Origin of the sequence: Chryseobacterium sp. T16E-39 (assembly GCF_002216065.1) — a bacterium.
Classification (GTDB): Bacteria; Bacteroidota; Bacteroidia; order Flavobacteriales; family Weeksellaceae; genus Chryseobacterium.
This window is the reverse complement of the sequence record NZ_CP022282.1, coordinates 3,060,805-3,078,632: the sequence shown is the minus strand read 5'-3', so window position 1 is coordinate 3,078,632 and position 17,828 is coordinate 3,060,805. Positions and strand designations below refer to the sequence as shown.

Sequence of the window (17,828 nt, the reverse complement as noted above, 5' to 3'; positions counted from 1 at the left end):
AGAAAGGTGACAGTCAAAAACTCAAATATTATTTATGATAAAGGAGATCAACCACTAACTTTTAACGATCTCAACGCTACAATAAATCATATAGAACTGAAGCCAAAAGCAGATCATTCAGGACTTGGAGTTACCGTAAAAGATTATCAGCTTACCACGAAAAATTTTGCTTACAAAACAAAGTTCTACAATATGAGTGTTGGACTTTTGAAAGTAGGTAAGAATAAAGTTCAGGTTAATAATTTTGCAATGAAACCACTTGTTTCGAGAGCTCAATTTATTAAAATGATCCCGGTGGAGAAAGATTTGTATGATCTGAAAGCGGGCCAGATTACTGCTGAAGGTAATTGGGAGTTATTTTCCAGTAACAAATTTATTAATGCGTCTCATGTTGTCATTCAATCTGCGGATGCTAATATTTTCAGAAGTAAGATCCCCAAGGATGATCCGAAAGAAAAACCTTTGTACTCAAGGCTTCTGAGATCTATTAAAATTCCGATGTATATTAATAATCTTGATTTAAAGAATTCAGTTCTCGTATATGAAGAAGATACTCCGGAAAGCTCCGGACCGGGAAAATTAACATTTAGCAATTTTAATATGAATGTCAAAAACCTGAATTCAGCAAAGTTTAAAGGAAAACCAACTCAGGTACAAATAAAAATTGATTGTTCGTTTATGAATCTTGCGCCTTTAGCTGTCGATTGGAATTTTAATGTTGCGGATCAGCATGATAATTTTACGATTTCCGGTAAGGCAGTTAATCTACCAGCACAAGGCATCAACCCTTTCATCAGACCATATCTTCATATTACAGCAACAGGTACTATTCAGGAGATGCTTTTCAATTTTAGAGGAAATCCAAAAGGATTGGGAGGAACTTTTAATCTTAAGCATAAAGATCTTAAAATTGCCATTTTAAATAAGAATAATGAAGAGAAGAAAGGCTTTTTAACGGCCGTTGCAAACTTGTTTATAAAATCAAACTCTGGTCAGTTTCCGGACTCCGTTATGGTAGAAAATGTAGAAAGGGATCCAACAAAATCTTTTTTTAACTTGTTCTGGAAAGGTATTCAGGAAGGGTTAAAGAAAACATTAATAGGAGTTAATACCGATAAAGCAAAAAAGGCAGTTAAGAAAACGGTTTCTGCGGTTAAAGATGTAAAAGAATCAATTAAAGAGATTAAAGGAACAACACAGGATAATAATAAAGAAGAAAGCTCCCAAAAGGTTGAAGAAGACAAACCTAAAAAAGGATTTCTAAAAAATGTCTTTAAGAAAAAAGAGAAACCCGAAAAAGAATAATTTCGGGTTTATATCTATTTAAAAATTGAATTCATCACTTTCCTTAACGGGGATTTCCCTTAGAAATTCATCAAATTTTTCACCAGGATAATTACTGTCTGCCCCATAAGAATCGATCATCATCCCTATATTTCCTGCAGTATCTTTGAGTACGTAAAGAACGGCGTTATCGTCGGGGTCGCTTTCTCCCTCAAAACGATATGTTTTTATAATGGTTAAATCCGAAGGCTGGTAATTTTTGTCTGAATTTTCAAATTTCATTTCACAATCTTCATTCATTCTGAACTCTCTTTTTATTCCTCTTTCAGATAAGGTATTCATAACCTGGCTTAGAGTAGTCATTCTGTCAATGTTTTCTGAATTATCCATAGTAATGCTTTTCTCAGGTAGTACAATAATTAAACCATTATTTTTATGAATTTCTCCTGTGTATGATGTATTCTTTGTTCAAATTTATTTTTTAATGTTAACAAAATTTATAATTGCCTAAAATAGAAAAGGTACATTTTTTGCAATACAGACATTAATAAATCGAACAGAATATGAAAAAAGAAATTGGAGTTTTATTGGCAGGAGGAGTTGGACTTCTGGCAGTATTAAGTTTCTTAGGAATAAAAAAGATTTTAAATAAAAAAGATAAAAAATACAGTGATTATTATTCAGATTATCACAGACACTTCGATGGGAAGGAGCATGAAGATGAATATCACGGTGTCGAATTTTGTGCAGTGAAGTAGTAAAACGATATATCTAATTTTGTTTAAATCCAGCACTTTGAATGTGCTGGATTTTTTTGTGGAAAACTTTAGTGTTAAAATTAATTATTATTAAAGAAAACCACTCTAAATTTACATGAGAATGCAGAACGAAAATATCATAAAAGGTCAGGGAGCTCAGCGAAATGTAATTAATCATTTCGAGAGGTATACCTTTGAACCTGAGGATGAAGATTTCGAAACAGTAAAAACTTCATTCACCGAAGTTTTTCCTAAAACGATCGTTAATCAGGTGAAAAGTGAAGACCTTCCTATGGAGTATTCTATGAATCCTTACCAGGGATGCGAGCATGGATGCTCTTATTGTTTTGCGAGACCAACTCATGAATATTGGGGATATAGTGCGGGGATTGATTTTGAAAGAAAGATCATGGTAAAAAAGAATGCCCCTCAATTACTTGAAAATTTTTTTCAGAAAAGAGGATACAAGGCCGAGCCTATTTTGCTGTCAGGAAATACAGATTGCTATCAGCCGGCAGAAAGGCAATTTGAGATCACACGGCAACTCCTGCAAATTTGTCTTGATTATAGACATCCTGTCAATGTCTTGACAAAAAATGCATTGGTACTAAGGGATTTGGATATATTGAAACCAATGGCTGAACAAAATCTGGTTTCTGTTTCTTTAAGTATTCCAACCATAAATGAAGATTTACGCAGAAAAATGGAACCAAGAACCAGTTCTGCTAAAAATAAATTAAAAGCAGTTGAGATCTTATCTGAAAACAAGATTCCTGTCCATGTAATGGTGGCTCCAGTGATTCCTGGTTTAACCAGTGATGAATCCCTAGGCATTTTAAAGGCTATTTCAGATGCGGGAGCATTGGGGTTTGGATACACGCTGGTAAGGTTAAACGACACGGTTGAACCGGTGTTTGTGAAATGGATTGAAACCCACTTCCCGGACAGGGCTCAAAAAGTACTGAATCTGATCCGGTCAATGCGCGGCGGGAAATTGGGGGAAAAAAGATATTTTGACAGATATAAGGGAGAAGGGAATATTGCGGAGATGATTCATAATACTTTTAAAATCGGGAAGAAAAAGTATTTTTCAGATAAGGTATTTCCGAAACTTTCAACAGCCAATTTTACAGGAGCAAAAGATCAGCAGTTGAGACTTTTTGATTAAATAAAAACCGTCCCAAATAATGGAACGGTTTTGTAGTGTTGTGTAGAATGTAATATTCTACATTGTATTATCCGGACATTTGAAATCATCGCTGCAAGTTGCACAAATAACAACCCCATCGCAATAATACATACAGAAATCTTCTACTGGTTTGATTCCCGCTCCAGCAATAGTCTTTAATTGACTATTGTTTAGTTTTTTTAAGTTTTTCATACTGTTTTAATTAAAAATTTGATACGAAAGTAAATATATAATTAAAAATTGACATGAAAAACGAACTTTTGAAATTATTTTTTAATTAATCCTAATTCAATAAGCCTCTCGTGTAAAAATTCTCCGGCTGTTGTATCTTCATATAATTTCGGATGAGTCTCATCTACACAATTCTCAAGACAGTTCAGTGACATTCCACTTACCGGATGCATAAAGAAAGGAATTGAATATCTTGAAGTTCCCCATAATTCTCTTGGCGGGTTTACCACACGGTGAATCGTAGACTTGAGCTTATTATTAGTGTGCCTCGAAAGCATATCACCAACATTGATCACCAATTCATCTGGTTCAGCAATTGCATCAATCCAATCTCCATTATGATTTTGTACCTGTAGTCCTTTTCCCTGAGAGCCCATTAGAAGGGTAATTAAGTTGATATCTCCGTGAGCAGCAGCTCTTACAGCATCATCAGGTTCCTGAGTAATTGGCGGATAATGAATAGGTCTTAAAATAGAGTTTCCTTCTGCTATTTTGTCATCAAAATAAAACTCGTCCAAACCAAGATACAGTGCTAGGGCTCTTAAAACAGACTTTCCTGTTTTTTCCAGCATTTGGTAAGTTTCTTTACCTACCTCGTTGAATTTCGGAAGTTCATCAACGATCACATTGTCAGGATACTCATCTTTATATTTTGAATCATCAGACACATACTGTCCGAAATGCCAAAATTCTTTTAAGTCTCCTTTTTTGAAACCCTTTGCGGTTTCTTTACCGAATCCTACATAACCTCTTTGTCCTCCAATTCCGGGAATCTCATACTTCTGTTTCGTTTCCGTAGGAAGTTCAAAAAAGTTTTTCACCTCACCATAAAGATCACCTACTAATTGGTCATCAAGAAAGTGCCCTTTTAAGGCTACAAAACCAATTTCTTCGTAAGCTTTTCCGATTTCATTTACAAATTTCTGTTTGCGTTCCGGGTTACCCGAAAGGAAATCACGCAGGTCTACACTAGGTATTTTGTCCATTTTTAGAAATTTAACGTGGCGCTAAATTACGTCTTTTTTAAATTAAATGATTTTACAATTAAGTATTTATGAACTACATTTGTGATATGAAAAAATATTCTTCTAAAAGAAGCATTCAGATACTTGCAAATCTTCTTCAGCAGTACGGGATTTCAGATGTTGTCATTTCTCCCGGATCAAGAAATGCACCCATTGCAATTCATTTTTCAGAAATAGATCATTTTAACTGTTTTAGTATTGTAGATGAAAGAAGTGCTGCTTTTGTAGCATTAGGAATGGCAAAAAGTGAAAAGAAGCCTGTTGCCATTACTTGTACTAGCGGTTCTGCGACGGTGAACTATTATCCTGCTATAACAGAAGCTTTTTATCAGAATGTTCCCCTTTTGGTGTTAACTGCTGACAGGCCAGTGGATTTCGTGGATATTTTTGATGGACAGACCATCAGGCAAAAGGATGTTTTTCATCAGCATTCTTATGGAGATTTCCAACTTTTAGAAGATAAGGAAGAAAATGCTGAGGATATTAATTTTGAGACAATTAAAAAAGCAATCGAACTTTGTTTTGAAAAACAAGGGCCTGTACATATTAATATTCCTCTTGAAGAACCTCTTTATGATTTGGTTTCTGAGCTGCCTACTTTTCCAATTGTTGAAAAAACAATAAAGAAGAAAGAATATGAAATTCCTTCCAATTTAGTTGCAGACTGGAATACGTCACAACGTATTTTAATTTTGGTGGGGACAAAGGATTATATTCCTGAGCTTGAAAACCAATTGTCACAGCTGGTTAAGAATCATACTGCTGTAGTTTTAAGTGAAGCTAATTCCAACGTATATCATGAAAAATTCTTCCGGTTTATAGATCGTTATATTTTCAACTTTACAGAGGAAGATTATAAAAAGTATGCTCCAGACTTATTGATTACGGTGGGGCAAAATGTAGTTTCAAAAAAAGTAAAACAATTCCTTAGAAAAGCTCGTCCGAAACAGCATTGGCATTTGGACGAAGTTTGGCAACCGGATACGTATTTTTCTTTAACTGAAAAGATCGAAGTAAAACCTGAAATTTTCTTCTCAAGGTTATTGAAATTTATCAACCTTGAACCAAGACCTTATTATAACCTGTGGGATGTTCTTAGAGATAAAAAAGACGCTAAACATGAAAAATTTTTGAATCTTGTTGAGTTTTCTGATTTTTATTTTTTCAATAAGGCTTCTCAGACAGTACCTGAAAATTATAACATTCATTTCAGTAATAGTTCAGGAATAAGATACGCACAGCTCTTTGATTTTGGAAAAAGAAAAATGTATTGCAACAGAGGAACAAGCGGAATAGACGGATCCACTTCTACAGCAATGGGATTTGCTATAAAAAACGCTAATCCGACCTTATTAATTACAGGGGATTTAAGCTTTTTCTACGATATTAATGGGCTTTGGAATCAATATATTCCACCATTTGTTAGAATTATCATTTTTAATAATGGAGAAGGAAACATTTTTAAAATTATTCCAGGACCAGGTAATGCAAACCCTAATACGCTTGATGAATTTATCGCTACGAAACATCACAAAAATGCAGAGCATCTGGCTAAACATTTTGGGTTCTCATACACTAAAGTAGAAGATGATATGACACTGGATCGGGTGCTAGATAATTTCTTTAAACCGGATAATCAGCCTAAGATATTGGAAATCAATACGCATGGGACGAATAGTGCAGATGTGTTAAAAGGTTATTTCGAATTCATGCAGGAAAGTTAAATTTCCAAATATTCTTCATTGCCGGGTAAATTGTTGATCCTGTCAATAGGGTATATAAACATGTCGTCGAAGTCATTCAAAGCATTGATCAATTGAAAATGAGAAAATTGTTTAATGTTTTGCAAAGTGATTTCCATCTCTTTTATTTTCTTTTTCTTCAAAAGATTCTGTCTCTGAACACCATTCAAAAGATAGGTTGTTGGGGTGTACCATTCTTTCCCCTTCATAAATAGAAGATTGGAAAATGAGGTGTCTGTAATATGGTTATTTTTTACGATAATGATTTCTTCAGCTTTAGACTTCATTTTCATTTTGTCCAGCTCTTTACGGTCCTCAAATTTGAAGGAATAATCGAATGTATTGTTTTCCACCAATTGAAAATCCTGTATTTCCGGAATAGCGTAGGGAATCATTTTTGTTCTGACTTTTTTATCCAGATCATAAGCAATTCTCAGCTTGAAAAGACCATCTTCATCATGGTCAAGATTTTTAAACAGTTTAGACAGATCGATAGATCCCTCTTTTCCAAAATGGGCAAATGTCTCGTTTACTCTTTTTTGATGAAGGTCCAATAAGAAGATTTCCTGATCTTCTACTTTAATGCTTTCAATAAATTGGAACATAAATTTTGTTTTTCATTTCCTGATACTCATCTTCTAATTTGCTCATATGCGTAATTCCGCCTCCGCTTTTGAAATATAAAGTGTCATTATCCTTTTCAATAAAACGGATCATAACACAACTGTCAACATTTTTACCATCAAACCAGCCACAAACGCCGGTATAATATCCTCTTTGATATGCCTCGGCCTCCAGAATGATTTCCAGGGTTTTTAGCTTTGGTGCCCCTAAAATAGAACCTGCAGGAAGTAGTTTTTTCATAATACTTCCTATTTTCCCTTTAAACTCAGGTTTTATATTTCCAACAATTTCAGAACTCATGGCATAGAGGTCCTTCTGCTGGGTCTTAATAAGATCGATATGTTGAAACTGATCTACAGTCACATCATCTGATACCATGCTAAGATCATTTCGCAGTAAATCCACGACGGTATAATGCTCCGCTTTTTCTTTTTTATCATTCTTCAGGGTTTCCTTTGCATTTTCTACTGAAGCATCAATCGTTCCTTTCATTGGATATGTAGAAATTTTATCGTCAATGATCTTTACGAAAGTTTCTGGAGAAAAAAATACGAAAAAATCTTTATAAAAAACTTTATATTTCGCATCAGAGTGAAGAAATATCTCTTCTAAGGATAAATTTGTTTCTATTTTAGTTTTTCTAGTATAATTAACTAAATAAGAATCTCCACGGTGAATATTTTTCTGAACTTTGTCAAATCCTGTTTTGAAGCTTTGTAAAGTTTCGGGATAAGATTTCCATTCAATTTTTTTAGTGAGTTTGTTGTTTGTTTTTGATGTTGAAAATGATTGAAAATCAATTAATAAGCCTGATTTTTCAATTTCATTTTCGAGGTATATTTCAACATTCTCACAAAGGAAGTCGATGATGAAAAAAAAGGGCGTCTTCTCGAGGGAAAGCTCGTCCATTTTGATAAATTTTTGATGATTCACTGAAAACATTCGACAAAAGTACTTATTGATGTTTACTTTTGCACAAAATATTTTTACATGGAGAACAAATATCCTCAGAAACCGGGAATTGATTTTATATTGAAGCAGGCATTTTTCTACTGGAATAAAACTCTTATTTTTCAACTGATGTTTTCCATCATTTACTTTGCGATATTTTTTACAGGAATGTTTTTCTTCGCTTCAAGATTTGGGATCTGGGAGCAAAATCAGGAACTGGCGGAAGCTTTTAAGTTAGGAACTAAAGCTTACATGGAAAAAGTGGCAGCTATAAGTGCAACCAAAGAATATCAGAATTTCAGCTATGCTATATTGGGAACAATTGTTTTTCTTTATCCTTTAAACCTTGGGCTTTTTCAGATTTTCAGAAAGATGGATCTTAATGAGAAAATTGAAATTGGAGACTTGTTCGTCGGATATAATGGGATTAATTTCTTCAAATATGTCAGCTATTTCCTGTTTTGGTTTTTTGTTTATCTACTTACTGCGCAAACCATTATCCTTGGTATTGTTTGGGTTCTTGTTACTGTTTTTGTAGCTCCATTGATGTTTTTTACGGATAAAAGAATTTTTGAAGCGATTACTTTGAACTTTAAGGCTCTGAAGATGTATTTTGTAGAAATAATGGTCTGCGTTATCGTTGCATTTATATTCAGATATGTGGGATTTGCTTTATTTCTGGTAGGCGGGTTGTTTACTTTTCCATTTTGGAATGCTATTATATATTCACTGTATAAGACTGTTTTTTCGGAAAAAAATTAAAATTTAGCTTTGTTTAATGCTTTTTTTATCAAAAAAAATTAAATTTGGTAAAACATTAAAAAAACTAAACAATGTCTGGATTCGACGAATTTGATCAGCAAGGCTCCGTTCCCAATAGAGATACGGGCTCAATTATTTCGCATGCTTTCGAAATGTATAAAGGGGTTTTCCTTTATGCTATTGTTGCAATGATAATATACATTATCGGGGGGATTGTTATTCAGTCAGTCTCAGGTTTTAATTCTGCATCTATGGTAGAAGAAATGAGAGATGCAGGAAGTGGATTCAGCTATTGGAATGCTCCCGGGTTTTCCTTGTATCTTACTCTGTCTGGATTATTAGGTATTCTTCTGGCGCCTCTATATGTAGGCCTGATCTTCATTGTAAATAAATACAATACGAAGAATCCAATTGAATTTTCAGATCTATTTATCGGATATCGTCAGAATTTTGTAAATATATTGATTTACAGTTTATTATCTGGGGTTATATCCAGTGTAGCTCTTTCTATTTGCTTTTTGCCATTTTTCTTTGTTTATCCTTTGTTACTTCTGGGATATCCAATTCTGCTGTTTGAAAATGCTTCTGCCACGGAAGCTCTTGGGAAATCTTTCAATATTGCAAAAGAGAATTACGGGATTTTCCTTGGGACTACTCTTGTCGGAATTTTAATATCGGTAGCGGGTGTAGTGCTTTGTGGGATCGGTCTTATTATAACAGCCCCATTTATTATGGTGGTTATGTATTCTGCCTATTGTGCTTTCTTGGGAAAACCAAGGCAAATAATGTTTAAATAATTATGATAAATAAAGAAAAACAAATAAGCGGTGTTGCAATAAAGCAGGTTTTCCTGCTTGTTATTATTTTGGTGTTGGCAGGACTGATTTGTTTTAACCTGGCACTTTTCATTCCTTCAGTATTGGGTGCAATTACAATTTATGTAGTATGCCGCAAGTATAATTTTTATCTGCAGGAAGTTAAAAATTGGAAACCTTGGCTGGCGTCATTTGTTTTAATGTTGGCTAGTTTGGTTATTCTGATTTTGCCGATTTATTTTATTGCCGATCTTTTGATAGACAAGCTGGGGAATGCACAGGCATATATGGCAAAGTTCAATATATTTTTAGAAAAAATACATACCTATATTGATACTAAATTTGGATTTGATATCCTAAGTAAAGAGAATATGGATAAGGTAAAAGGTTCGGTAGGAAAAATCTCTACGATTGCATTAAGCGGGACTTTTAATACCCTCACTGTGATCATGTCCATGTATTTCATTCTTTACTTTATGCTTGAAAAACCGAGATTATTTGAAAAAATACTTACATCATCTGCTCCGCTAAAAAGAGCTAACGTCTCTTTGATCGGGGATAAAATGAGAAAGCTGATTATAGCCAATGCAATAGGAATTCCTGTTGTAGCAATCGGGCAAGGTGTTGTAGCGTTAATTGGGTATTTTGTTTTTGGTGCACCAAGTCCTGTTTTACTTTTTGCGCTGACTGCTGCAGGATCTATGATTCCTGTTGTGGGCGCTGCCATCGTTTATGTTCCCGTATGTATTTATATGATAGCGGTTGGAGATACAGGACCTGGTCTTGGACTGGCTGCCTATTGCCTTGTTGTAGTTGGGTTGACGGATAATTTACTTCGTTTTACTTTATTGAAAAAACTGGAAGATATCCATCCTCTTAATACGGTATTCGGTATTATTATGGGGATGAACCTTTTTGGTTTTATGGGATTGATTTTCGGGCCTATTTTGATCTCGCTGACCCTATTGCTTGTTCAGGTGTATAGAAATGAATTTTCAGATACTGAAACGCATCCTGACCTGAAATTACCGGATGATGATGACGATGTAGAAAATAAAATTGATTTAATAGTATAAATTGTGGAAGGAATAAACTCAGAAATATTAAAGGAGATTTGTGTTGTAAAGATGCCTTTTGGAAAGTATGAAGGAACAATACTGGCTGATTTGCCAATAAGTTATCTCGAATGGTTTTACAGACAGGGAATGCCAAAGGGAAAATTGGGAATGCAGCTTTCTACCATATATGAAATCAAATTAAATGGTTTAATGGATTTACTTACACCCATTAGACAGGTATATGGAGCACCTAAAAATAAAGTTCATAAATTTTAATATAAACAGATGGATTATAAAAAGCTAGTTGATATTTTGAAATTGGAGCCACATCCAGAAGGAGGCTATTTTAAAGAAACTTACAGGAGTGAGCAGACGTTGGCTTTAGAAGGAGGTGAGGTAAGGAATGTAAGCACTGCTATTTATTATTTGCTGGAAAATAAAAAAAAGTCATCTTTTCATCGAATCAAGTCTGATGAATTGTGGTTTTTTCACCAGGGAGAGCCTTTGGAGATTGTCTTTATTAAAAATGGAGAATTGCATACCGTCTTATTAGGAAATTCTTTAGAAAACGGAGAGGTTCCTCAGTTAAAAATTGAAGCGAATTTATGGTTTGGGGCTAAAATTTTAGGAGGTAATGGATATTCATTAGTGAGCTGTACTGTTGCTCCCGGATTTGATTTTTTAGACTTCGAATTGGCAGATAGAGATGTGTTATTACAAGAATATCCCAGTTTGAAAGAAGTAATCGAAGAATTTACGCATTAAGTTATTAAGTAAATGTTTATGAAGGAATGTGCGGGTGCACTAATTTTTTAATGCTATGATCACAAATTTCGCTACTTTTCAAATGTAAGTATAGATTTGAAAAAAATAAATTATCTGTCATAAAATAAAGATCAATAAAAATTAAAGAATATTGTTATAAAGCTGCCTAAATTTTAAGCAGCTTTTTTGTGTTTAAAATATATTGATTTTTTGATTTCAATCTTTGGTTTTCATATTTACATACAATGATTCAATAAAAGTAAGGGAGCACTTGTTTGAAGTCGGGAATATATAATAAGCATTAAATTAAACGATAAAATGATTGCAAATGTTCTTTTTGTCTATTTAAATGATATCATATAAATTTATATTATTCTTGGATTTTGAAAGTAAAACGTATTTTATCACTTGAATGAGAGTTTTATGTTTTAATTAAGTATGATTCAGTGAGTTGGTCTTGTTTTAAATGTTTTTTTGTCTATATATTGCTTGAAAACATTTATATGAAAAAAAATTATTTAATGATTGTAATGAGCTTTATTGCAGGTTCGTTATTTTATTCTTGCTCTTCTGATTTAGAAAGGGATAACGGTAAAACTCTTGATAAATCTTTATTAAAAAGGAGCTCAAAAGATTCTCCTTGTGATTATTTTGATTCTAAAGTTGAGAGCTCAATGATCTCTGGCGTAAATTCGGTTTATCTTGATAATGGTGTTTCCACAACATGTAAGAACAATATTTTAATTTTTCCTACTCTTAAAAGCTATGAAGAGGCTATTCTTTTACTGGATAAGAAAATTGAAGGATATAATGATGACTTTGATCAACAGACAATAAACATGACAGATGTTGAAGCTGATGATTATGCAGAATCTATTTCATTTGATGAAAATAAGCCTTTAGTAGATTTTGAAAGAGAATTGGATTTTTGTTCTTTAAGACAGCATATATTAGGATTGGATAATGCCTGGATAGCTCAGCAAGGAGATGGAATGTGGAACTTAGACACGTCGCCAGATGAATATTATATTGATGATGAAACTGAAAGGGCTTTATTAAGCTTGGGCTCTGAGTTTATAGTTGGGGATTGTAAAAGTGGATATACTTTATATAAAAGATATGATTGGGGATATGTAAGCTTTCCTATTACAAATGTGAATACAACAATTGCAGTATTAACTGCGCTAAATACTATCAGCAATCCAACCCAGCAGCCGATAAATATAGGAGGGGCAACGAAAGATCAGGTAGTTGGAGGATTAAAACCATTTAGAGAGATAAACTATACTATTACTGTGACAAATCCTTCATCGTCACAATCCGTAAGTTGTCGCGACGGCGTGAAAAATAAAGGACAGCACTTATTTAGTTCTGAAAGAAGAATATTATGGAAACACAAACTGAAAGATGCTAAATTTCCAAATACTTCTGGAACCACCCTCATGAAGACCTTTACAAAATCTTTTGGTAAGAAAAAAGGTAAATGGAAAAGATTCAGAGCTACTATTTTTACCGGATATTATGGGAAAACGTCTATTCCGGTACAATGTACTGATTTTGGGAATGAGCCATTAACCGGTAAAGAAAAAAGGAGGAAGAAAATTAAGGAAAGAAGTTATATCATAGGAGATATTTCAGTAAAACAAGATGAGTTCTTTAGTGTGCACAAACAGGAGGGAAATTCGTATCAAAATGAAGTATATTAATAGTCTGAATATTGAGGGGAAATCCCTCAATATTCTATTTTTGTTGTTGTCAATTGTTATTTATTCGCAAAGATATCCAGTAAGGTTTGGAGTAAAAGCAGGCTGGAATTATTCTAGTGTTAATGCCATTGATGAAAATGGAAATTCTTCGGGATATACAAGTGATATAATTGACGAAGCTTATGTTGGAGTTATATTGGAAAAACAAATTTCTCAAAAATTTTATATACAGGTCTCTTCAATTATTTCTTACACCGAATCTGTTACTTTTATAGAGTTACCTCTCTATTTTAAGTATAATTTTTATAAGAATTTTTCATTTCTGGCAGGGCCTAAATTAAATTATATTCCAGATGAACAATATAATAATCTTTATTTTTTTCGCAGAAGATTTGGAATAAGTGGTGATATTGGATTGGATTATAAAATCTCTAAACGTTTTCTTGTAGAAGGAAATTTCTCGAAAGGATTTACTAAACAATTTGACCAATTAGCACTAACTTATTATCAAGCGCGCAGAGATGTTTACAGAATTGGGCTAACTTATTTCTTCAACTAAGAAAGAGATGGCGGTATCAAAAAATACTGCCAATTTTTTATTTCAATACATTACGGGAATTAAAAAGAGAATACATCCAATAAAGAAAGCAAACGTTAAAAGGTGAACTCTGTAATCGTTGATTCTTAAAAAGAGAAACCGATTAATTATTCTTAAAGCCCAGAATCCAGAATTGGCTAAAAGAAACCATCTGCCCAAGCTTGTTTCTATTATTTCTTTATTAAAATAAAGGCATAATAGTCCAGTCGCGAAGAAAACGAAAATCATCTGAATATTTAAGATTTGCATAATTCCCCTGTTAACGGGGGAGAGTTTAATCAAATCTTTCTTCCAATTAAAAAATTTCCAAAAAAATAGATGAAACACACCAAGTATTAAAGAATATATTCCGCATATAATGATGATTGTTTCCATTCTTGCTGCATTTAATTTTTCAAACCTGCGATTTCATCACGCAGTTTTGCTGCTTTTATGAAATCAAGATTTTTCGCAGCGGCTTCCATTTCTTTTTGCTTTTGTTCAATCATCTTTTCGATGTCTTCTGTAGCGTAATTTGCTTTTGTTTCAGCAACTTTTTGTATGATTTCTTTTTGGGTATATTTTGAATCGGGAAAGTCTTTGCTTCGGCCCACCAGATTTTCCGAGATCTTTTTATTTAAAGCAGTTGGAACCAAACCATTATCTGTATTATGCTGCATCTGTTTTGCACGGCGGTATTCTGTTTCATCGATGGTGGCCTGCATTGATTTTGTCATCTTATCCGCATACAGGATGGCCTTACCATTAATGTTTCTCGCAGCACGCCCAACCGTCTGAATCATTGATCTTCTGCTTCTTAGCATTCCTTCTTTGTCAGCATCTAAAATGGCAACCAATGAAACTTCGGGTAAATCCAATCCTTCTCTCAAGAGGTTTACACCGATTAAAACATCAAAAACGCCAAGCCTTAAATCTTGCATAATTTGAATACGCTCCAGAGTTTCAACATCCGAATGGATGTATCTTGTTCTGATTCCAAATTTTGTAAAATATTTCGTGAGTTCTTCTGCCATTTTTTTAGTTAAGGTAGTCACTAAGACTCTTTCATCATCAGCAGCTCTCTTATGGATTTCTTCCATAAGATCATCAATCTGATTTAATGATGGTCTCACTTCAATTATGGGATCTAAAAGTCCTGTAGGTCGAATGATTTGTTCAATATAAGCTCCTCCTGTTTTTTCTAATTCATAATCTGCGGGAGTTGCGGAAACATAGATCACCTGATTCTGCATCGTTTCAAATTCAGCAAATTTCAAAGGCCTGTTATCCATTGCGGCCGGTAAACGGAAACCGTATTCTACAAGGGCTTCTTTTCTACTTCTGTCACCACCATACATCGCGTGAACCTGAGGAACTGTTACATGGCTTTCGTCAATGACCATGAGAAAGTCTTTAGGAAAATAATCAATCAGGCAGAAAGGGCGTGAGCCAGGCTGTCTCCCATCAAGATATCTTGAATAATTTTCAATTCCTGAACAATAGCCCAATTCTTTGATCATTTCAAGATCGAGCTCTGTTCTTTCCTGCAGTCTTTTTGCTTCCAGGGGTTTGTCAACCGAACTGAAAAAGTCTACCTGTTTTACCATGTCATCCTGGATGTTTCTAATCGCTCCGTTTAAGGTTTCCTTTGAGGTAACGAAAAGATTGGCAGGATAGATCTGGATTTGTTCAAAATTAGAAGTAACATTTCCCGTAACAGGATCGAAACTTTGAATTTTTTCAATCTCATCACCAAAAAACTGGATTCTTACAGCGTCGTCTGCATATGCAGGGAAAACATCAATAACATCTCCTTTCACCCTGAAGGTTCCTCTTTGAAACTCATTGAGCGTTCTTGCGTATAAAGCACTGACAAGAGAATGTAGAAGGGCTGTCCGGGTCACTTTTTCTCCAATTCCAATCGAGATAAGTGATTTGTGAAATTCAGTAGGGTTTCCAATACCATAGATGCATGAAACAGAAGCAACAATTAATACATCTCTTCTTCCGGAAAGCAAACTTGCAGTTGCAGAAAGACGTAATTTTTCCACTTCTTCATTGATGCTCAGATCTTTCTCAATATAAGTTCCTGTAGTGGCAATATATGCTTCTGGTTGGTAATAATCATAATAACTTACAAAATACTCAACAGCGTTGTCAGGGAAAAACTCTTTAAACTCCATGAAGAGCTGTGCCGCCAAAGTTTTATTGTGGGCTAGAACCAGTGTTGGCCTCTGAATATTGTTTACAACATTGGCTATCGTAAATGTTTTTCCCGATCCGGTAACCCCAAGCAAAGTCTGATATTTCTCACCGATTTCAATTCCTTCGGTAAGTTTTTCAATAGCTTGTGGCTGATCTCCGGTTGGTTTGTATTCTGAGTGAAGATTGAAATTCATACATCAAATTTATGAAATAAAAAGAGTCCTTTTTAGGACTCTTGTAATTATTATCATTTTTTTCCGTTTTCAAATGACATCGTCATTGGAAGTTTGAAAACAGTCGCCGTGGGTTGTCCATTGTCTGTAGCTGGCTCCCATTTAACATTTTCGGTGACAGATTTCAGGGTTCTGTAGATTTCATTGTTAAAAACTTTATTATCACCGCTGGTTGTTATTTTATCGACTGTACCATCTGCTTTAATTGAAATATATGCTGTGGATTTCACGAGTCCTTCGTTTCCTTTAAAAACACTTCCATCGAAATTTTGTGAAACCCTGTTTCTTAATTCATCATTTCCTTGAGGAAATTTTGCCTGAACAAAAGAAGATGATGGAGGGGGAGGAGCTGGAACATTGGTGTTTTGTTGGTTATTTATATTTCTTGCCTTTCTGTCTTCGATTGGTGGCGGAGGTGGGGGAAGGGGCTTGTCATTTTTTTTTGGTTTTTTAGCGGTCATTTTTTTTGTAGGGTGGACCGTATCAAAAACTGCTTTTTGATCGAATATTTTTTTCTTTTCTGAAACCATTTTTTGCAATGTTCCTGTAAAAAGAGATGCTCCGGCCTCTTTAGCAGTATTTGCTGTGGGATCGTTATTTGAAAGGGGATTGTTTGCGTAAGTTTTTTGTACAAACAGGGCAAATGCTGTTACTAATATTGGGATGCTTACAGCTTTCTTTAGCCCAATAAATTTAGACCTTTTCGTGTTCATCATAATAAATCGTTTTTTGGTATTGTTAAAATTAAATGAGTGTGTAAATTCAAGTTTTTGAGTGCCAATGATCTCAGTAAGTATCAGGTTTTGATATTCCTTAACATTAAAATTATTTTCCAAAACACATTCATCAGCTAAGAATTCATGATTGGTAATAACTGCTCTTTTATAAAAATAGATGGCAGGATTAAACCATGTTATCGCCTTGCATATCTCGATAAATAATAAATCCCAGCTATGTTTTTGATCCAAATGGGCTTTCTCGTGCAATAATATTCTTGAATCTATTTGTCCATTGATTAAATAGTTTTTCCCCAGATAGATTGTTTTCCAAAAGGTAAATGGTGAAAAATTATTCTCGGTTACAACTATTTTATACTGTTCATGGTACTGTTTATTTCCTTTAATGTTTTGGATTTTTAAAATAGTAAGTAAAGCTCTTACCAAAAAAAAGAAGGTGATGCTTCCGTAGATGATCCAAAGAATAGGAGTCCAGTTGAAGGTCTCCTGTTTCGGAGATAGTGATAATACCTGTTGAGTTGTTTCTTCAAAAATTAATTGCGGACTTTTTGTTGGGATTGCTTCTCCTGTCGTAATCGTAAGAAAAGGAACTGAATAGGAAAATACGATTGAAAACAGTAAAAAGAATCTGTTAAACCCATACATCTTTTCTTTTTCCAACAATAAATGGTAGATTGCAATAAGCAGTGAAGAACAAAGAATTATTTTAATAATAATGTAAAACATTTTTATTCTTTTATTTGTTGATCGATTATTTCTCGTAGTTCTATCAGCTGTTTCTGTGTCAATTTTGTGTTAGATGTAAAAAATGAAGCAAATTGAGTCACTGAACTGTTGAAAAAACGGTCAATCATTGAGGTCATTTCCTCCTTGAAATATTCTCCTTTAGCTACCTTCGGATAGTATTCGCGAGAATTTCCATAAAGTGTATATCCCACCAGATCTTTATTCTGCATTCTTTTAAGTAGCGTTGCGATTGTTGTTGAGGCGGGTTTCGGTTCGGGATAAAGATCTAAAATATCTTTCATGAATACTTTTTGCTTAGCCCAAATAATTTCCATGAGATCTTTTTCAGAATCTGTTAATTTTATTTCTTTCATATTCTACATTTTGATATGTTGTTCTACAAATGTAGAGTAAAATTTTAAGCCTGCAAATTTTTATGG

The 17,828-nt window shown here is 34.0% G+C and carries 19 protein-coding genes; 11 read left to right on the top strand and 8 right to left on the bottom strand.

Features of this window, described 5'->3' with window-relative positions; genetic code table 11:
* Positions 1-6 precede the first annotated feature (6 nt).
* Positions 7-1,305, top strand: a complete 1,299-nt coding sequence (locus CEY12_RS22640; protein WP_228409698.1) for a hypothetical protein — start codon at positions 7-9, stop codon at positions 1,303-1,305.
* An 18-nt stretch (positions 1,306-1,323) separates the two neighbouring features.
* Here CEY12_RS22640 and CEY12_RS13825 read toward each other — a convergent pair whose 3' ends face one another.
* On the bottom strand, positions 1,324-1,674 hold the full coding sequence (locus tag CEY12_RS13825; protein WP_089028243.1) for a hypothetical protein: 351 nt from the start codon (positions 1,672-1,674) through the stop codon (positions 1,324-1,326).
* A gap of 173 nt (positions 1,675-1,847) precedes the next feature.
* On the opposite strand from CEY12_RS13825, the gene CEY12_RS13820 reads away from it, so the two are divergent.
* Together CEY12_RS13820 and CEY12_RS13815 are read left to right on the top strand one after the other, a co-directional pair.
* Positions 1,848-2,042: a hypothetical protein gene (locus CEY12_RS13820; RefSeq protein ID WP_089028242.1), complete on the top strand. Its 195-nt coding sequence runs from the start codon at positions 1,848-1,850 to the stop codon at positions 2,040-2,042.
* A gap of 121 nt (positions 2,043-2,163) precedes the next feature.
* Positions 2,164-3,210, top strand: a complete 1,047-nt coding sequence (locus CEY12_RS13815) for a PA0069 family radical SAM protein (RefSeq protein WP_089028241.1) — start codon at positions 2,164-2,166, stop codon at positions 3,208-3,210.
* A 57-nt stretch (positions 3,211-3,267) separates the two neighbouring features.
* Here the strand turns inward: CEY12_RS13815 and CEY12_RS22875 are convergent, their stop codons facing one another.
* Both CEY12_RS22875 and CEY12_RS13810 read right to left on the bottom strand, forming a co-directional pair.
* Complete coding sequence (locus CEY12_RS22875; protein ID WP_410493850.1) at positions 3,268-3,423, bottom strand: bacteriocin-like protein; 156 nt, start codon at positions 3,421-3,423, stop codon at positions 3,268-3,270.
* A 74-nt stretch (positions 3,424-3,497) separates the two neighbouring features.
* Positions 3,498-4,448, bottom strand: a complete 951-nt coding sequence (locus CEY12_RS13810) for an isopenicillin N synthase family dioxygenase (protein WP_089028240.1) — start codon at positions 4,446-4,448, stop codon at positions 3,498-3,500.
* Between the two features lie 86 nt (positions 4,449-4,534).
* Here CEY12_RS13810 and menD point away from each other — a divergent pair, with 86 nt between their 5' ends.
* Positions 4,535-6,211, top strand: coding sequence for a 2-succinyl-5-enolpyruvyl-6-hydroxy-3-cyclohexene-1-carboxylic-acid synthase (gene menD, locus CEY12_RS13805; RefSeq protein ID WP_089028239.1), 1,677 nt, complete (start codon positions 4,535-4,537; stop codon positions 6,209-6,211).
* On the opposite strand, the gene CEY12_RS13800 is transcribed toward menD, so the two are convergent.
* The gene (locus CEY12_RS13800; RefSeq protein ID WP_089028238.1) at positions 6,208-6,834 is read right to left on the bottom strand and encodes an aminotransferase class IV; all 627 of its coding nucleotides are present in this window, start codon (positions 6,832-6,834) and stop codon (positions 6,208-6,210) included. The two genes, menD and CEY12_RS13800, sit on opposite strands and share 4 nt — an antisense overlap.
* A complete protein-coding gene (locus tag CEY12_RS13795) occupies positions 6,818-7,795 on the bottom strand; it encodes an aminodeoxychorismate synthase component I (protein ID WP_089028237.1) in 978 nt (325 codons plus the stop codon). Before CEY12_RS13795 ends, CEY12_RS13800 begins: the two co-directional genes overlap by 17 nt.
* Before the next feature lie 48 nt (positions 7,796-7,843).
* Here CEY12_RS13795 and CEY12_RS13790 point away from each other — a divergent pair, with 48 nt between their 5' ends.
* The 7 genes from CEY12_RS13790 to CEY12_RS13760 all read left to right on the top strand — a co-directional run bounded on the left by CEY12_RS13790 (position 7,844) and on the right by CEY12_RS13760 (position 13,469).
* Complete coding sequence (locus CEY12_RS13790) at positions 7,844-8,566, top strand: hypothetical protein (protein ID WP_089028236.1); 723 nt, start codon at positions 7,844-7,846, stop codon at positions 8,564-8,566.
* A gap of 71 nt (positions 8,567-8,637) precedes the next feature.
* A complete protein-coding gene (locus tag CEY12_RS13785; RefSeq protein ID WP_089028235.1) occupies positions 8,638-9,363 on the top strand; it encodes a beta-carotene 15,15'-monooxygenase in 726 nt (241 codons plus the stop codon).
* Between the two features lie 2 nt (positions 9,364-9,365).
* Entirely contained in the window at positions 9,366-10,457 is a 1,092-nt protein-coding gene (locus CEY12_RS13780; protein ID WP_089028234.1) for an AI-2E family transporter, read from the top strand.
* Positions 10,458-10,469: 12 nt separating this feature from the next.
* Entirely contained in the window at positions 10,470-10,715 is a 246-nt protein-coding gene (locus CEY12_RS13775; RefSeq protein ID WP_089029880.1) for a DUF3820 family protein, read from the top strand.
* 9 nt (positions 10,716-10,724) lie between these two features.
* Positions 10,725-11,204: a cupin domain-containing protein gene (locus tag CEY12_RS13770; RefSeq protein ID WP_089028233.1), complete on the top strand. Its 480-nt coding sequence runs from the start codon at positions 10,725-10,727 to the stop codon at positions 11,202-11,204.
* 503 nt (positions 11,205-11,707) lie between these two features.
* Positions 11,708-12,910, top strand: a complete 1,203-nt coding sequence (locus CEY12_RS13765; protein WP_089028232.1) for a hypothetical protein — start codon at positions 11,708-11,710, stop codon at positions 12,908-12,910.
* Positions 12,897-13,469: an outer membrane beta-barrel protein gene (locus tag CEY12_RS13760; RefSeq protein WP_089028231.1), complete on the top strand. Its 573-nt coding sequence runs from the start codon at positions 12,897-12,899 to the stop codon at positions 13,467-13,469. Before CEY12_RS13765 ends, CEY12_RS13760 begins: the two co-directional genes overlap by 14 nt.
* 425 nt (positions 13,470-13,894) lie before the next feature.
* Here the strand turns inward: CEY12_RS13760 and uvrB are convergent, their stop codons facing one another.
* From uvrB to CEY12_RS13740, 3 genes are read right to left on the bottom strand one after another with little or no spacing between them, the layout of a single operon-like run.
* Positions 13,895-15,886, bottom strand: coding sequence for an excinuclease ABC subunit UvrB (gene uvrB / locus CEY12_RS13750; RefSeq protein WP_089028229.1), 1,992 nt, complete (start codon positions 15,884-15,886; stop codon positions 13,895-13,897).
* Between the two features lie 53 nt (positions 15,887-15,939).
* On the bottom strand, positions 15,940-17,388 hold the full coding sequence (locus tag CEY12_RS13745; protein ID WP_089028228.1) for a M56 family metallopeptidase: 1,449 nt from the start codon (positions 17,386-17,388) through the stop codon (positions 15,940-15,942).
* Positions 17,389-17,390: 2 nt separating this feature from the next.
* Positions 17,391-17,762: a BlaI/MecI/CopY family transcriptional regulator gene (locus CEY12_RS13740; RefSeq protein ID WP_089028227.1), complete on the bottom strand. Its 372-nt coding sequence runs from the start codon at positions 17,760-17,762 to the stop codon at positions 17,391-17,393.
* Between the last annotated feature and the right edge of the window lie 66 nt (positions 17,763-17,828).

Coding starts and splice junctions, on each gene's coding strand:
- CEY12_RS13770 (WP_089028233.1), top strand. CDS start 10,725: ATGGATTATAAAAAGCTAGTTGATATTTTGAAATTGGAGCCACATCCA.
- CEY12_RS13760 (WP_089028231.1), top strand. CDS start 12,897: ATGAAGTATATTAATAGTCTGAATATTGAGGGGAAATCCCTCAATATT.
- CEY12_RS13780 (WP_089028234.1), top strand. CDS start 9,366: ATGATAAATAAAGAAAAACAAATAAGCGGTGTTGCAATAAAGCAGGTT.
- CEY12_RS13790 (WP_089028236.1), top strand. CDS start 7,844: ATGGAGAACAAATATCCTCAGAAACCGGGAATTGATTTTATATTGAAG.
- CEY12_RS22875 (WP_410493850.1), bottom strand. CDS start 3,423: ATGAAAAACTTAAAAAAACTAAACAATAGTCAATTAAAGACTATTGCT.
- menD (WP_089028239.1), top strand. CDS start 4,535: ATGAAAAAATATTCTTCTAAAAGAAGCATTCAGATACTTGCAAATCTT.
- CEY12_RS13785 (WP_089028235.1), top strand. CDS start 8,638: ATGTCTGGATTCGACGAATTTGATCAGCAAGGCTCCGTTCCCAATAGA.
- CEY12_RS13815 (WP_089028241.1), top strand. CDS start 2,164: ATGCAGAACGAAAATATCATAAAAGGTCAGGGAGCTCAGCGAAATGTA.
- CEY12_RS13825 (WP_089028243.1), bottom strand. CDS start 1,674: ATGGATAATTCAGAAAACATTGACAGAATGACTACTCTAAGCCAGGTT.
- CEY12_RS13740 (WP_089028227.1), bottom strand. CDS start 17,762: ATGAAAGAAATAAAATTAACAGATTCTGAAAAAGATCTCATGGAAATT.
- CEY12_RS13810 (WP_089028240.1), bottom strand. CDS start 4,448: ATGGACAAAATACCTAGTGTAGACCTGCGTGATTTCCTTTCGGGTAAC.
- CEY12_RS13765 (WP_089028232.1), top strand. CDS start 11,708: ATGAAAAAAAATTATTTAATGATTGTAATGAGCTTTATTGCAGGTTCG.
- CEY12_RS13820 (WP_089028242.1), top strand. CDS start 1,848: ATGAAAAAAGAAATTGGAGTTTTATTGGCAGGAGGAGTTGGACTTCTG.
- CEY12_RS13800 (WP_089028238.1), bottom strand. CDS start 6,834: ATGTTCCAATTTATTGAAAGCATTAAAGTAGAAGATCAGGAAATCTTC.
- CEY12_RS13745 (WP_089028228.1), bottom strand. CDS start 17,388: ATGTTTTACATTATTATTAAAATAATTCTTTGTTCTTCACTGCTTATT.
- CEY12_RS13795 (WP_089028237.1), bottom strand. CDS start 7,795: ATGTTTTCAGTGAATCATCAAAAATTTATCAAAATGGACGAGCTTTCC.
- uvrB (WP_089028229.1), bottom strand. CDS start 15,886: ATGAATTTCAATCTTCACTCAGAATACAAACCAACCGGAGATCAGCCA.